This is a genomic window from Bacillus sp. 123MFChir2, from assembly GCF_000383235.1.
GTDB lineage: Bacteria > Bacillota > Bacilli > Bacillales > Bacillaceae_G > Bacillus_A.
In genome coordinates this window covers 1-14,204 of record NZ_KB910992.1, presented here as the reverse complement: position 1 = coordinate 14,204, position 14,204 = coordinate 1, and the positions used below count along the sequence as shown (strand labels likewise).

Here is a 14,204-nt window from a genome sequence, read left to right as displayed (position 1 = left end):
TCGCGGGGTGGAGCAGCACGGTAGCTCGTCGGGCTCATAACCCGAAGGTCGCAGGTTCAAATCCTGTCCCCGCAACCAAATGGTCCCGTGGTGTAGTGGTTAACATGCCTGCCTGTCACGCAGGAGATCGCCGGTTCGACCCCGGTCGGGACCGCCATTTATATAAAGAACGAAACAATATGTTTCGTGTTTTTTTATTTACTCTAATTAAACTTATAAGACAGTCAATCTTATCCTTAGGACAACTCCTAAGGTCTTTTTTATATATTTGAAACTGAAACAAAATATAAATACAAATTGAAAATCTGACATAAAACCTCCCTCTTTTTAGGTAAGCGAGAGCATCTGGCCATGTATAGAAGCGGTTGGGGCCTTTTTCTGCCACGTGCGAAGTTTAAACAAAGGGAGAAAGCGAGTGAAGGTTCCGTTTTTTCTGCATAGCAGGGACTTAGATATCGAAAAAACAAAATGGATTTATATAAAAAATCTGTATAATAAAAAATAGAGAATACTAATAGTAAGGTGGGTGAGACTTTTGAATAAATATGAAATAACGACAATGTCTGCAGAAAAAACGCAGAATTTATCAGAAAAGCTTGGACAATTAGTTGAGGCGCAGGATGTTTTGATTTTAGAAGGGGATTTAGGTGCGGGTAAAACAACATTTACAAAAGGTCTTGCAAAAGGTCTTGGTGTAAAACGTGTTGTAAATAGCCCGACTTTCAATATTATTAAAGAATATAAAGGACGATTACCGCTGTATCATATGGATGTATACCGTCTAGCAGAAAGTGAAGAAGATTTAGGTTTTGATGAATATTTTTATGGTGAAGGTGTAACAGTGGTGGAGTGGGCCCATTTAATAGAGGCTTTCTTACCACCTTCACTTTTAAAAATTAGTTTATTCCACGAGGGAGATAGTACAAGGAAAATTCTATTAGAGCCGAGCGGAGAACGTTATATTAGATTATGTGAGGAGCTATTACAAAATGAAAGTACTAGCAATTGATACTTCTAACTATGTGATGGGAGTTTCTCTTATTGATGGAAATACTGTTGTAGGAGAGATCATTACAAATTTAACAAAAAACCATTCTGTGCGTTTGATGCCAGCAGTAGAGCAACTTTTAAAGGAATGTAATATAAAACCAAAAGAATTAAATAAAATCGTTGTAGCGGCTGGTCCGGGCTCTTATACAGGTGTTCGTATTGGTGTGACAGTAGCGAAAACATTAGCTTGGTCACTGCAAATTCCAATTGTCGGTGTATCGAGCTTAGAAGTACTAGCAGCAAACGGAATCAATTTCCCAGGATACATTTGCCCATTATTTGATGGCCGTCGTCAGCAAATTTATACAGGATTATATACATATAGGGAACAAGCATTACAAGCTGTGAAAGAAGATCGTATTGTCCTTATTGTTGATTGGCTGCAAATGTTAAAAGAGATGGGGCAACCTATTTTATTTATCGGAAATGATGTAGAACAGCATAAAGATACAATTGTAGAACAGTTAGGAGATCAAGCTGTATTTGCTTCCCAGGCGAAACATAATCCACGTCCAAGTGAATTAGCTTCCTTAGGCTTACAGAAAGAAGAGCAATCTGTGCATACATTTGTACCAAGTTATCTTCGTTTAGCAGAAGCAGAGGCAAAATGGTTAGAAAGTCAAAATAAGTAGGAGTCTTATAAATGAATATTACATTTAGAAATATGAAGGAAGAGGACATACCACAAATTGTTGTGATTGAAGAATCTTCATTTACGACGCCTTGGACTGCCGAAGCATTTGAACGGGAAATAAACATGAATGAGTATGCGCATTACGTTGTGCTGGAAACAGAGGAAGGAATTATAGGCTATTGCGGGCTTTGGATCATTCTTGATGAATCACATATCACGAACATTGCAATATTGCCCAAATACCGTGGTCTAAAGCTTGGAGTAGTGTTATTACAAGAGGTAATGAACAAAGCGAGAACTTTTGGAGCAAAGACGATGACACTTGAAGTACGTGTTTCAAATGAAGTTGCGAAAAAGTTATATCGAAAATTTGGTTTTCAAAATGGCGGAATTCGTAAAAGATACTATACAGACAATTATGAAGATGGTCTTGTAATGTGGGTGAACTTATGATGAAAAAAGATACAATTATTCTTGGTATTGAAACAAGCTGTGATGAAACGGCTGTAGCAGTTGTGAAAAATGGACGAGATATTTTAGCGAACGTTGTAGCTTCGCAAATTGAAAGTCATAAACGTTTTGGCGGGGTTGTTCCAGAAATTGCATCTCGTCACCATGTTGAACAAATAACGGTTGTATTAGAAGAAGCGTTAAAAGAAGCAAAAGTGACATTTGAAGATATTGATGCAATTGCTGTTACGGAAGGACCAGGCCTCGTTGGCGCATTATTAATTGGGGTGAATGCAGCAAAAGCTGTAGCATTTGCGCATAATATTCCTTTAGTTGGTGTGCATCATATCGCAGGACATATTTATGCGAATCGTTTAGTACAAGAACTACAATTCCCATTACTGTCTCTCGTTGTATCAGGTGGACATACAGAGCTTGTTTATATGAAAGAGCATGGTTCATTTGAGGTAATTGGAGAAACGCGAGATGATGCTGCAGGAGAAGCGTACGACAAAGTGGCACGTACGTTATCATTGCCGTATCCAGGTGGACCTCATATTGACCGTCTTGCGCATGAAGGAGAGCCGACAATTGATTTGCCTCGTGCATGGCTGGAACCTGATTCGTATGATTTTAGTTTCAGTGGATTAAAATCCGCAGTTATTAACACTGTGCATAACGCAAAACAGCGCGGGGAAGAACTAACACCTGAAAACTTAGCTGCTAGTTTCCAGGCAAGTGTAATTGATGTATTAGTAACAAAAACAATAAGAGCAACAGAAGAGTATGGTGTAAAGCAAGTGCTTCTTGCTGGTGGGGTAGCAGCCAATAGAGGATTACGAGCACGCTTAGAGGAAGAGTTTACAAAGAAAAAAGATGTTGAACTTATCATTCCTCCGTTATCCTTATGTACAGATAACGCTGCTATGATTGCTGCTGCTGGTACGATTGCATATGAGCAAGGAAAGAGGGCAACGTTAGCATTAAATGCAAACCCTGGTTTGGATATTGAATCATAATGTAAGAGAACATATATAAATGCAAAGTAGCTACTCAGTTACTTTATGAAAAAACCGACAGAAAAGCATTTTTTAATGGACGAGAGGGACTGGCGATGCATAGGAGGAAGCGGTCAGGGCCTTTTCCTGCTACGTGCAAGGTTTGAAAATAAAAGTAGACAATACGTGTAGGCTCCTGCCCTGTTTGCATGACAGCAGTCTATATGCAAAAAATGAATTTACAAGTAATAGAGAGACACATCTTCACTAGAATCATACCCTTCTCGAAATTTCTAAAAGGTATAGCTGAGTAGTTACAAAGATGTAATTTTATACACAGAATTAACCACAATATGTGGATAAAACCTATATTATCTGTTGATAATGTAGGTTTTTTTGTGAGTATAAAATGTGGATAAATATTATTTTTCCTGTGGATAATGTGGAAATCTTTTGTTTATCTTGAAAATACAAAGGTAAATATGTGAATATTATTGTGGATAAAGCTAAACTTCCATCAGTAGGGGTCTTGCTGTCTGTTAAAGCGGGATAAATAAAAAAGGAATAGTTAGCTCCTTTTCATGTACTTGACATGTCGAATCGCCGATATATCAGTAAACATATAAGAAGGAGCTGATTCAAAAGACATCTACATCTCTTTTGAGTCAGCTCCTTTTCATAGTTGTAATTCTTCCCACTCTTCCATACATGCTTCCAATTGTTCTTGAAGTGTTTGTTTTTCTGTCGTAATATCACTGGCTCTTTCATAATCAGCGTATACTTCTGGAAGACAAAGTTGTTCTTCTAATGTCATGATTTGTTCTTCAATTGTTGCAATATTTTCTTCTAATTCTTCAATTCTACGCATACGTTGACGTTCTTGCTTTTTACGTTCTTTTTCTTCAATGTAATTTAATTTTTCTTGTGCTATTTGTTTTTGTACAGGTTTATTTGTTTCTTGTTCTTCAAGTTCGGCGCGTTTGAGCATTTCATTTTTCTTTTCTACATAATAATCGTAATCACCGAGGTATTCCTCTGCTCCGTCTGTGGATAACTCAAGAACTTTTGTGGCAATGCGATTAATGAAATAGCGGTCATGGGAAACAAATAAAATTGTTCCTGGAAAATCAATGAGCGCATTTTCTAAAATTTCTTTGCTGCTTAAATCTAAATGGTTGGTCGGCTCGTCCAAAATAAGTACATTCGATTTTTGCATCATAAGTTTTGCGAGAGCTAAACGTGCTTTTTGTCCGCCGCTTAAAGAAGAAACGGGTTTTAGAACATCGTCACCAGAAAATAAAAAGTTCCCAAGTACCGTGCGAATTTCTTTTTCTGGTTGCATCGGATAATCATCCCAAAGTTCATCTATTACACGTTTTGCTGATGTTAAGTTTGCCTGTTCTTGGTCATAATATCCGATAGAAACGTTAGAACCAAACGAAAAAGTTCCGTTTAAAGGACAAAGTTTATCCACAAGAGATTTTAATAAAGTGGATTTTCCGATTCCGTTTGGACCGACAAGCGCAACACTATCGCCTCTCGTTAATTGGAAATGAATGTTTTGAATAATTGGCTCATTATTATAACCAATTGTAATATTTTTAACTTGTAATACATCATTACCACTTTGTTTATCGATATCAAAATGGAAAGAAGCAGATTTTGTATCACCGATTGGTTTTTCTATAAGTTCCATACGATCTAATTGTTTTCGGCGGCTTTGCGCCCGCTTTGTTGTGGAAGCACGAGCAATATTTTTTTGGATAAAGTCTTGTAATTTTGTAACCTCTTCTTGCTGCTTCTCGTAACGTTTTATCTCTTGTTCATATAGTGCCGCTTTAAGGTCTAAATATTTACTGTAGTTTCCTGTGTATTTTCGACTTTGTTTATTAGAGATTTCATATACTTGCGTTACAAGTCTATCAAGAAAGTACCGATCGTGTGAAACGATTAAAATAGCACCAGGATAGCCTTGTAAATATTGCTCGAGCCACGTTAATGTATCGATATCTAAATGGTTGGTTGGCTCATCTAAAATAAGCAAATCTGGTTTTGTTAATAATAACTTCCCAAGGGCTAAACGAGTTTTTTGTCCACCGCTTAATGTGGAAATTGTCGTTTCGTGTGTTTCGGGAGGAAAACCAAGTCCACTTAAAACAGAGCGAATATCAGCTTCGTATTGATAACCACCTTTATTTTTATAATCTAATTGTAGGTGATCATACTCTGCTAACAATTTTTCGTAAATGGTTGCATTTGTGAAATTTTCTTCTTTTCCCATTTCTTGTTCTAGTCTGCGGAGTTCTCTTTCCATGTGCTCTAGGTGGAGAAACACTGTTAGCATTTCATCCCAAATCGTTAACGATGTTTCAAGACCAGTATGCTGTGCTAAATAACCGATAGATACATCTTTCGGTTTTATAATTTCGCCGCTGTCATGAGATAATTCTCCGGCAATAATCTTTAATAATGTAGACTTTCCAGCGCCATTACGCCCGACAAGCGCAATGCGATCACGCGTCTGTACTTCTAACTTAATGTTTGAAAGAATCACTTCAGCTGCGAACAATTTGGAAAGGTTATTCACTTGTAGTAAAATCAATGTTTTCACCTCAAATAATTTCTTAACTTTGCCATGATTATATTTCTCAATCATACTAAAAATAGTGTATAGTTGAACATAAATAGAGAAATTCTCTCTCTATTATACAAGGAAAACTAATAATGCTAAACTTCCGTACATGTTTTAATCACTTGAACAGATAGGAAGAGAGGAGGGGGTTGCATGGAGCAGCCTAAAATTCCGCAGGCGACTGCCAAAAGATTGCCTCTATACTATCGATTTATCCAAAACCTATCGTTATCTGGTAAGCAACGCGTATCATCTGCAGAATTAAGTGAAGCAGTGAAAGTCGATTCAGCGACAATTCGACGAGACTTTTCATATTTTGGGGCATTAGGGAAAAAGGGATATGGCTATAATGTAAATTATTTATTGTCATTTTTCCGCAAAACACTTGATCAAGATGATGTAACACGCGTAGCATTAATTGGGGTAGGTAATTTAGGGACAGCTTTCTTACATTACAATTTTACGAAAAATAATAATACAAAAATTGAGATGGCATTTGACGTTGATGAAGAGAAAGTTGGAAAAGAAATCGGCGGGATTCCAGTATATCATTTGGATGAATTAGAAGAGAGACTATCAGATGATATAAAAGTGGCAATATTAACAGTGCCTGCTTCTGTTGCACAAGCTGTAGCAGATCGCTTATCACATACGAGTATACAAGGTGTTTTAAACTTTACACCTGCGAGGCTAAATATAGCAGAACATATTCGAATTCATCATATTGACTTAGCAGTAGAGTTACAAACGCTCGCGTACTTTTTGAAAAATTATCCACAATAAAAACGCAGGAATGTCCTGCGTTTTTATTATTTTTTCTTACTATCTTTTTTCGGTTTAGAAAAAAGAATGCGAATTGCCAAATTAAAATCAACTGTTGCCATTACAGCAAGTAGTATTGTGTAAAAATTCCAAATTGTATCTTTCACGCTTGTGATTGCTAAGTATGTAAAAATACACCCTAGAAGAAAATACAAAGTTGCCATAACAAATGGTGAATTTCGCATGTTTAAAATCCTCCAATGAATCCTTGCAGTTTTTCAGCTTTTTCTAGATAGGGACGAAGTACAAATGTAATTAACATAACAGTTGTATTCATCATAACATGAGTCATAATTGGTACAATGATTCGTTTTGTTTGTACGTATAAAAATGAAAAAACAAGCCCCATGGAAATATACACTAATAAATGTGTAGGGTCAAAATGAATGAGGGCAAATATAAGCGAACTTACAATTGCTGCGATAAAGAAGTTATATCGTTTGTATAGTGTTCCAAATAGAATTTTTCTAAATACAATTTCCTCAAGAATGGGAGCGAATATGGATGAAACAATCATAAATAATGGAGCAGCTTTTATAATTCCGATAATGTTTTGCGTATTTTCAGATTCAGCCTTCACTTTAAAAACTTGTGTTTCAATTGTGCCAGCAATGCCTTGGGCAAATAAAGCAAGAAAAATCCCTAAAATAATCCACCCTATTGTAGCAGGGACATTTGTTTTTCCTCGATTCCATTTTTCTGATTGTGTATCATTACGTAGTAATACGAGGATGATGATAAGAGCGATAAAGAAGCTAATCAATCCCCAATGTGCCGTTGCTAGTTGAACTTTTTTTTCGAAGGTCCGGTGCCCATCGTTGTATACTCCGCTTTTTAAAAGAATCCATCCACCAATTATACTTGATAATTGCATCAAAACATATGTAACAATAACCCACCAATATTGTCTCTTCAATTTCGTAACTCCTTTTTGAATTTTTTGTAAAGAAAAAGGAAAATGCTCTATCCATAGAGAAAACAACTTATGGCATCTTCTTATTGTAACATAGGAGAAGATGAAAAAAAGATGGAATCTATCAGTGCATCTTCCCTTATGTAATGATCAAGTAAAGAAAAATCACTTTTGAACAAGTTGGAGAGGTGATGAAATAGTTTTCCGAAAAATTACGTTTTTTCACTTGCAAAAGAAAATGAGATTCTTTATTATAATAAGTGTGTTAGCACTCGAAGTGATAGAGTGCTAATAAACAAAAATTTACATAAAAAATTGAGGAGGTTGTTGTTCATGCTAAAGCCATTAGGTGATCGCGTTATTATTGAACTTGTTCAAGCAGAAGAAAAAACAGCAAGTGGTATCGTACTACCAGACACTGCAAAAGAAAAACCACAAGAAGGTAAAGTAGTGGCAGTTGGTACTGGTCGTGTGCTTGAAAATGGTGAGCGTGTTGCTTTAGATGTAGCTACAGGAGATCGTATCATCTTCTCAAAATATGCAGGTACTGAAGTGAAATATGAAGGTACAGAATACTTAATTTTACGTGAAAGCGACATTTTAGCAATTATCGGTTAATTATAATTATATAAATCTTTAAAAATTCAAGGGGGTCAAATATTATGGCAAAAGATATTAAATTTAGTGAAGAAGCACGTCGTTCGATGCTTCGCGGTGTCGACACTCTTGCAAACGCAGTAAAAGTTACACTTGGACCAAAAGGTCGCAACGTTGTACTTGAGAAAAAATTCGGTTCTCCGCTTATTACAAATGACGGTGTAACGATTGCAAAAGAAATTGAATTAGAAGATGCATTTGAAAATATGGGTGCAAAACTAGTTGCAGAAGTTGCTAGCAAAACAAACGATGTAGCTGGTGATGGAACGACAACTGCAACTGTATTAGCGCAAGCAATGATTCGTGAAGGTTTAAAGAACGTAACAGCTGGTGCGAACCCAATGGGTCTTCGTAAAGGTATTGAAAAAGCTGTTGTAGCAGCAATTGAAGAATTAAAAACGATTTCTAAACCAATCGAAGGTAAATCTTCTATTGCACAAGTAGCTGCTATTTCTGCTGCTGACGAAGAAGTAGGACAATTAATTGCAGAAGCGATGGAGCGCGTTGGTAACGACGGCGTTATTACATTAGAAGAATCTAAAGGATTCACAACAGAATTAGATGTAGTAGAAGGTATGCAGTTCGACCGTGGATATGCTTCTCCTTACATGATTACTGATTCTGATAAAATGGAAGCTGTTCTTGATAACCCATTTATCTTAATTACAGATAAAAAGGTTTCTAGCATTCAAGAAATCTTACCAGTATTAGAGCAAGTGGTACAACAAGGTAAACCACTTCTTATCATCTCTGAAGACGTAGAAGGCGAAGCGTTAGCTACATTAGTAGTAAATAAACTTCGTGGTACGTTCAACGTAGTAGCTGTTAAAGCTCCTGGCTTCGGTGATCGTCGTAAAGCGATGTTAGAAGATATCGCAATCTTAACTGGTGGCGAAGTAATTACAGAAGAGTTAGGCCGTGACTTAAAATCTGCAACTATCGCATCTTTAGGACGCGCTAGCAAAGTTGTTGTAACGAAAGAAAATACAACAATCGTTGAAGGTGTAGGAAATACAGAACAAATCGAAGCACGCATCGGTCAAATTCGTGCACAGTTAGAAGAAACAACTTCTGAATTCGATCGTGAAAAATTACAAGAGCGTCTTGCAAAACTAGCAGGTGGCGTAGCTGTAATTAAAGTAGGTGCGGCAACTGAAACAGAATTGAAAGAGCGCAAACTTCGCATTGAAGATGCACTTAACTCAACTCGTGCAGCAGTAGAAGAAGGTATTGTAGCTGGTGGTGGTACTGCACTTATGAACGTATATACTAAAGTAGCTGGTCTTGCAGCTGAAGGCGACGAAGCAACAGGTATCAACATCGTACTTCGTGCTTTAGAAGAGCCAGTTCGTCAAATCGCAGTGAACGCTGGTTTAGAAGGCTCTGTAGTTGTAGAGCGTTTAAAAGGCGAAAAAGTTGGCGTTGGTTTCAATGCAGCAACAGGCGCATGGGTAAATATGCTTGAGTCTGGTATCGTAGATCCAACGAAAGTAACTCGTTCTGCTCTTCAAAACGCAGCATCTGTTGCAGCAATGTTCTTAACAACTGAAGCAGTTGTTGCTGACAAACCAGAACCAAATGCACCTGCAATGCCTGACATGGGCGGCATGGGCATGGGTGGTATGGGTGGCATGATGTAATAAGCCCTCATTTGAGAAGCCGTTCAATGTATAAATAGTTAGTAAGAAGACTACTTCCTAATGAGAGGAGGTAGTCTTTTTGCGTTGAATGGTATTTGATATCAATCGTTGAGAGTAGTCTTGCTATATAGGGAAATAATTTCTGTAGAATTTTGTCGCTTTCTCCTTGACCGTATTGATACTTCATTGTTAGAATCTAGGAAGATAATATTAAACGTTCCTTCATATATCCTCAATAATACGGATTGAGAGTCTCTACCGGGTTACCGTAAACAACCTGACTATGAAGGCAGTGTGTCTATATTTATAAGGAACGGATTTCTTTGTAAAGCTAGGCCTCTGCCTTTTCTTTGTTATGAGACTGAGGGCAGGGGACTGGCTTTTTTTATTATATTGGTAATTGTTTTTACCAAATTGGTGAAAATGTTTATATACAGAACTATGGGGTGATTATTTTGAAGAAACAGCACGATACAATTATCGTTTTAGATTTTGGAAGTCAGTATAACCAGTTAATTGCGCGTCGCATTCGTGAATTTGGCGTGTATAGTGAACTTCATCCACATACAATTACAGCAGAAGAAATTAAAGCAATGAATCCAAAAGGAATTATCTTCTCTGGTGGACCGAACAGTGTATATGGCGAAAGTGCATTCCACTGCGATGAAAAAATCTTTGACTTAGGCTTACCGATCTTCGGTATTTGCTACGGCATGCAATTAATGACAAAGCACTTTGGTGGAAAAGTAGAACGTGCAAACCATCGTGAGTATGGAAAAGCAGTATTAAAAGTAGAGAACCAATCGAAATTATATACAAACCTTCCAGAAGAACAAGTTGTTTGGATGAGTCATGGTGACTTAGTAACAGGTTTACCAGAAGGTTTCGTAGTAGATTCAACAAGTGACTCTTGTCCAATTGCTGGTATGAGCAACGAAGCACAAAACTTATACGGCGTACAATTCCACCCAGAAGTGCGTCACTCTGAGCACGGTAACGATTTAATTAAGAACTTTGTATTCGGCGTTTGTGGTTGTACTGAAGGCTGGAATATGGAAAACTTCATTGAAGTAGAATTAGAAAAGATTCGTGAAACAGTAGGCGACAAAAAAGTATTATGTGCACTTAGCGGCGGCGTAGACTCTTCTGTTGTAGCTGTATTAATTCATAAAGCAATCGGTGACCAATTAACATGTATTTTCGTTGATCACGGCTTACTTCGTAAAGGAGAAGCTGAAGGGGTTATGAAAACATTTAGCGAAGGTTTCCACATGAACGTTATTAAAGTGGACGCACGAGAACGCTTCATGAGCAAATTAGCAGGTGTTGAAGATCCGGAACAAAAACGTAAAATCATCGGTAATGAATTTATTTATGTATTCGATGACGAAGCTTCTAGACTAGAAGGAATGGACTTCTTAGCACAAGGTACACTGTACACAGATATTATTGAAAGTGGTACAGCGACTGCACAAACAATTAAGTCTCACCATAACGTTGGTGGACTTCCAGAAGATATGCAGTTTAAGTTAATCGAGCCTTTAAATACGTTATTTAAAGACGAAGTACGTGAATTAGGATCAGAACTAGGAATTCCTGATGAAATCGTATGGCGTCAACCTTTCCCAGGTCCAGGACTTGGTATCCGTGTATTAGGCGAAATTACAGAAGAGAAATTAGAAATTGTTCGTGAATCTGATGCGATTTTACGTGAAGAAATTAAAAAAGCAGGTTTAGACCGTGAAGTTTGGCAATATTTCACTGCACTTCCTGGTATGCGAAGTGTAGGTGTTATGGGTGACGAGCGTACGTATGATTACACAGTAGGTATTCGTGCGGTAACATCTATTGATGGTATGACAGCAGACTGGGCACGTATTCCTTGGGATGTATTAGAGAAAATCTCTGTACGTATCGTAAACGAAGTGAAACACGTTAACCGTATCGTGTATGATATTACTTCTAAGCCACCAGCAACGATTGAGTGGGAATAAAGTGAAACTATAGAAGACGATCCATCTATACCTTTATGCATAGATGGATTGTCTTTTTTTGTTTTTATACGAACGAAAATTAATTTTAATTAAAAAACGTTCGTTTTTCGAATTGACACTTACTTGTATATGAGTTAATATGAATATGTAATTAGTAATAAAAATGAATATTTCAGCCGTCGTATAATATCGGGAATATGGCCCGAAAGTTTCTACCTTGCTACCGTAAATGGCTTGACTACGAGGCGTTTTAATATAAGGGTAAGGGATACTTGCCTTTGTTTACAGACGCTTCCATGTATAATGCATTGGAAGCCTTTTTTATTTTTAAAAATAAAAAAGGGGCTAGTAAGGAGTGCGACGAGCAATTATATAACGGGGGAAACATAGGATGAAACGTTATTTTCAGTTCGATGAGCTCGGCACAAATTACAAAACAGAGTTCATTGCAGGATTAACAACATTTTTGTCTATGGCATATGTATTGTTTGTTAATCCCGCTACACTATCGCTGGGACATGTTAAGGGATTGCCGGCAGGAACCGGAATGGATCCGGGAGCAGTATTTGTTGCTACGGCTTTAGCAGCGGCAATTGGATCACTAATTATGGGGATTTTTGCAAAGTATCCAATCGCACTAGCGCCGGGGATGGGGATTAATGCTTTCTTTGCTTACACAGCCGTATTAACAATGGGGATTCCATGGCAAACGGCGATTGCTGGAACATTAGTATCAGGTATTATGTTTATTTTTCTTACAGCTTCCGGCCTTCGTGAAAAAATTATTAACGCAATTCCAACAGAATTAAAGTTTGCAGTAGCAGCTGGAATTGGGTTGTTCATCGCATTTCTTGGTTTTCAAAATGCGGGGATTATTGTAAATAATGATGCTGTACTTGTTGGTTTAGGTGATTTAACGAAAGGAACGACATTACTTGCTATCTTTGGTGTAGTTGTAATCGTTATTTTAATGACAAGAAACGTTAATGGGGCAGTATTCTTTGGAATGGTGCTTACAGCAATTGTTGGTGTAGCAACAGGATTAATTGATACACCAAAGTCGATTGTTGGTGCAGTTCCAAGCTTAACACCGACATTTGGAGTTGCTCTTCAACACCTTGGAGATATTTTTACCGCTAAGATGCTCGTTGTTATATTAACTTTCTTTTTTATTGATTTTTTTGATACAGCAGGGACGCTTGTGGCAGTTGCTAATCAAGCTGGCTTAATGAAAGATAATAAATTACCGCGTGCAGGAAAAGCGTTATTTTCTGATGCGATTGCAACTGTAATCGGAGCAATACTTGGTACATCAACAACGACGTCCTATATTGAATCCTCTGCAGGGGTAGCAGCAGGAGGACGCTCTGGATTTACAGCAGTTGTAACAGCAGGTTTCTTCTTATTAGCACTTTTCTTTTCGCCATTATTAAGTGTAGTAACACCATCAGTAACAGCACCGGCTTTAATTATTGTAGGGGTGTTGATGGTTTCATCATTAGGAGAAATTGATTGGAAGAAATTCGAAACAGCAGTACCTGCATTTTTTACAATTATTGCAATGCCGCTTACATACAGTATCGCAACGGGAATTGCGATTGGGTTTATCTTCTATCCAATTACAATGGTTGTGAAAGGTAGAAGAAAAGAAATTCATCCGATTATGTATGTCATGGCAATTTTGTTTGTACTCTATTTCATGTATGTTCGTAAATAAAGGGGTTTTTTGAAAGGACTAGGAGGGGATGCCTAGTCCTTTTTGGTGTAATAAAATATGGAAGGTTCAGTTGACTTGTGGATATTTTGTAACTTGATATAGATGAAAGTTGTATAAGGTATATAAAGAAAATAACTTGGGTTATAGACAAAATGAAAAAGCGATATAAAAGCAGGGCTAGTGAGAGCGGTAGCAGTGATTGATACATTATTAATTAGAGATAGCTAAAAGGCTTATTGATAGGAAATGAGTCTTTTTATATTTTATTAGAAAAACGTATTGACGTTTAAAATAAAAGGGTGTAGTATTATACGAGTTGCTGCTGAAACAAAGCAGAAAGCAAAAATGAAATAAAAAACTTAGTTGACATCGAATGACTGAGATGTTAACATGAGGAAGTCGCAAATGAGCGGCAGACAAGTTCTTTGAAAACTGAACGAAACAAACAACGTGAAACGTCAATTTTTATTTATGAAGCTAGACAAACACTTTATTGGAGAGTTTGATCCTGGCTCAGGATGAACGCTGGCGGCGTGCCTAATACATGCAAGTCGAGCGAACCGATTAAGAGCTTGCTCTTAAGAAGTTAGCGGCGGACGGGTGAGTAACACGTGGGTAACCTGCCTATAAGACTGGGATAACTCCGGGAAACCGGGGCTAATACCGGATAACATTTTGCACCGCATGGTGCGAAATT

12 protein-coding genes, 2 tRNA genes, 1 rRNA gene and 2 riboswitches are annotated in these 14,204 nt (G+C 37.5%); of the genes, 12 read left to right on the top strand and 3 right to left on the bottom strand.

The features are described 5' to 3' along the window. Position 1: 1 nt before the first annotated feature. The 6 genes from H280_RS0121665 to tsaD all read left to right on the top strand — a co-directional run bounded on the left by H280_RS0121665 (position 2) and on the right by tsaD (position 3,153). Positions 2–78: transfer RNA gene (locus H280_RS0121665), tRNA-Met, on the top strand. Between the two features lie 3 nt (positions 79–81). Further along, positions 82–157 (top strand) — tRNA-Asp (locus H280_RS0121660). 378 nt (positions 158–535) lie between these two features. Continuing rightward, on the top strand, positions 536–1,009 hold the full coding sequence (tsaE, locus tag H280_RS0121655; protein WP_020063201.1) for a tRNA (adenosine(37)-N6)-threonylcarbamoyltransferase complex ATPase subunit type 1 TsaE: 474 nt from the start codon (positions 536–538) through the stop codon (positions 1,007–1,009). Next, positions 990–1,682 carry a tRNA (adenosine(37)-N6)-threonylcarbamoyltransferase complex dimerization subunit type 1 TsaB gene (gene tsaB, locus H280_RS0121650; protein WP_020063200.1) on the top strand — a complete coding sequence of 231 codons (693 nt, stop codon included), beginning with the start codon at positions 990–992 and terminating at the stop codon, positions 1,680–1,682. Before tsaE ends, tsaB begins: the two co-directional genes overlap by 20 nt. An 11-nt stretch (positions 1,683–1,693) precedes the next feature. Next, positions 1,694–2,137 (top strand): ribosomal protein S18-alanine N-acetyltransferase, encoded by a 444-nt coding sequence (gene rimI, locus H280_RS0121645; protein WP_020063199.1) that lies wholly within the window; start codon positions 1,694–1,696, stop codon positions 2,135–2,137. Further along, on the top strand, positions 2,137–3,153 hold the full coding sequence (gene tsaD / locus H280_RS0121640) for a tRNA (adenosine(37)-N6)-threonylcarbamoyltransferase complex transferase subunit TsaD (protein ID WP_020063198.1): 1,017 nt from the start codon (positions 2,137–2,139) through the stop codon (positions 3,151–3,153). Before rimI ends, tsaD begins: the two co-directional genes overlap by 1 nt. Positions 3,154–3,808: 655 nt before the next feature. Here the strand turns inward: tsaD and H280_RS0121635 are convergent. Beyond that, a complete protein-coding gene (locus H280_RS0121635; RefSeq protein WP_020063197.1) occupies positions 3,809–5,734 on the bottom strand; it encodes an ABC-F family ATP-binding cassette domain-containing protein in 1,926 nt (641 codons plus the stop codon). A gap of 183 nt (positions 5,735–5,917) precedes the next feature. Between H280_RS0121635 and H280_RS0121630 the strand changes: the two genes are divergently transcribed. Beyond that, positions 5,918–6,547 (top strand): redox-sensing transcriptional repressor Rex, encoded by a 630-nt coding sequence (locus tag H280_RS0121630; protein ID WP_020063196.1) that lies wholly within the window; start codon positions 5,918–5,920, stop codon positions 6,545–6,547. A 26-nt stretch (positions 6,548–6,573) separates the two neighbouring features. Here H280_RS0121630 and H280_RS0121625 read toward each other — a convergent pair whose 3' ends face one another. Next, a complete protein-coding gene (locus tag H280_RS0121625) occupies positions 6,574–6,771 on the bottom strand; it encodes a YdiK family protein (protein ID WP_020063195.1) in 198 nt (65 codons plus the stop codon). A gap of 2 nt (positions 6,772–6,773) precedes the next feature. Beyond that, a complete protein-coding gene (locus tag H280_RS0121620) occupies positions 6,774–7,502 on the bottom strand; it encodes a CPBP family intramembrane glutamic endopeptidase (RefSeq protein ID WP_028411340.1) in 729 nt (242 codons plus the stop codon). Positions 7,503–7,832: 330 nt separating this feature from the next. On the opposite strand from H280_RS0121620, the gene groES reads away from it, so the two are divergent. The 5 genes from groES to H280_RS0121590 all read left to right on the top strand — a co-directional run. Next, on the top strand, positions 7,833–8,117 hold the full coding sequence (gene groES / locus H280_RS0121615; protein ID WP_020063193.1) for a co-chaperone GroES: 285 nt from the start codon (positions 7,833–7,835) through the stop codon (positions 8,115–8,117). A gap of 44 nt (positions 8,118–8,161) precedes the next feature. After that, positions 8,162–9,796 carry a chaperonin GroEL gene (gene groL / locus H280_RS0121610; protein WP_020063192.1) on the top strand — a complete coding sequence of 545 codons (1,635 nt, stop codon included), beginning with the start codon at positions 8,162–8,164 and terminating at the stop codon, positions 9,794–9,796. Between the two features lie 202 nt (positions 9,797–9,998). Further along, positions 9,999–10,100: riboswitch (purine riboswitch) on the top strand. Between the two features lie 151 nt (positions 10,101–10,251). Next, complete coding sequence (gene guaA / locus H280_RS0121605) at positions 10,252–11,790, top strand: glutamine-hydrolyzing GMP synthase (RefSeq protein ID WP_020063191.1); 1,539 nt, start codon at positions 10,252–10,254, stop codon at positions 11,788–11,790. Between the two features lie 159 nt (positions 11,791–11,949). Next, positions 11,950–12,051, top strand: a riboswitch (purine riboswitch). A 130-nt stretch (positions 12,052–12,181) separates the two neighbouring features. Next, on the top strand, positions 12,182–13,507 hold the full coding sequence (locus H280_RS0121595) for an NCS2 family permease (protein WP_020063189.1): 1,326 nt from the start codon (positions 12,182–12,184) through the stop codon (positions 13,505–13,507). Positions 13,508–13,997: 490 nt separating this feature from the next. Beyond that, positions 13,998–14,204 (top strand): 16S ribosomal RNA (locus H280_RS0121590); the annotation flags it as partial.

What these genes read in the sequence shown, in the direction of transcription:
- tsaB (WP_020063200.1), top strand. Translation starts at nt 990, where the DNA reads ATGAAAGTACTAGCAATTGATACTTCTAACTATGTGATGGGAGTTTCT.
- rimI (WP_020063199.1), top strand. Translation starts at nt 1,694, where the DNA reads ATGAATATTACATTTAGAAATATGAAGGAAGAGGACATACCACAAATT.
- tsaD (WP_020063198.1), top strand. Translation starts at nt 2,137, where the DNA reads ATGAAAAAAGATACAATTATTCTTGGTATTGAAACAAGCTGTGATGAA.
- H280_RS0121630 (WP_020063196.1), top strand. Translation starts at nt 5,918, where the DNA reads ATGGAGCAGCCTAAAATTCCGCAGGCGACTGCCAAAAGATTGCCTCTA.
- H280_RS0121625 (WP_020063195.1), bottom strand. Translation starts at nt 6,771, where the DNA reads ATGCGAAATTCACCATTTGTTATGGCAACTTTGTATTTTCTTCTAGGG.
- groES (WP_020063193.1), top strand. Translation starts at nt 7,833, where the DNA reads ATGCTAAAGCCATTAGGTGATCGCGTTATTATTGAACTTGTTCAAGCA.
- groL (WP_020063192.1), top strand. Translation starts at nt 8,162, where the DNA reads ATGGCAAAAGATATTAAATTTAGTGAAGAAGCACGTCGTTCGATGCTT.
- H280_RS0121595 (WP_020063189.1), top strand. Translation starts at nt 12,182, where the DNA reads ATGAAACGTTATTTTCAGTTCGATGAGCTCGGCACAAATTACAAAACA.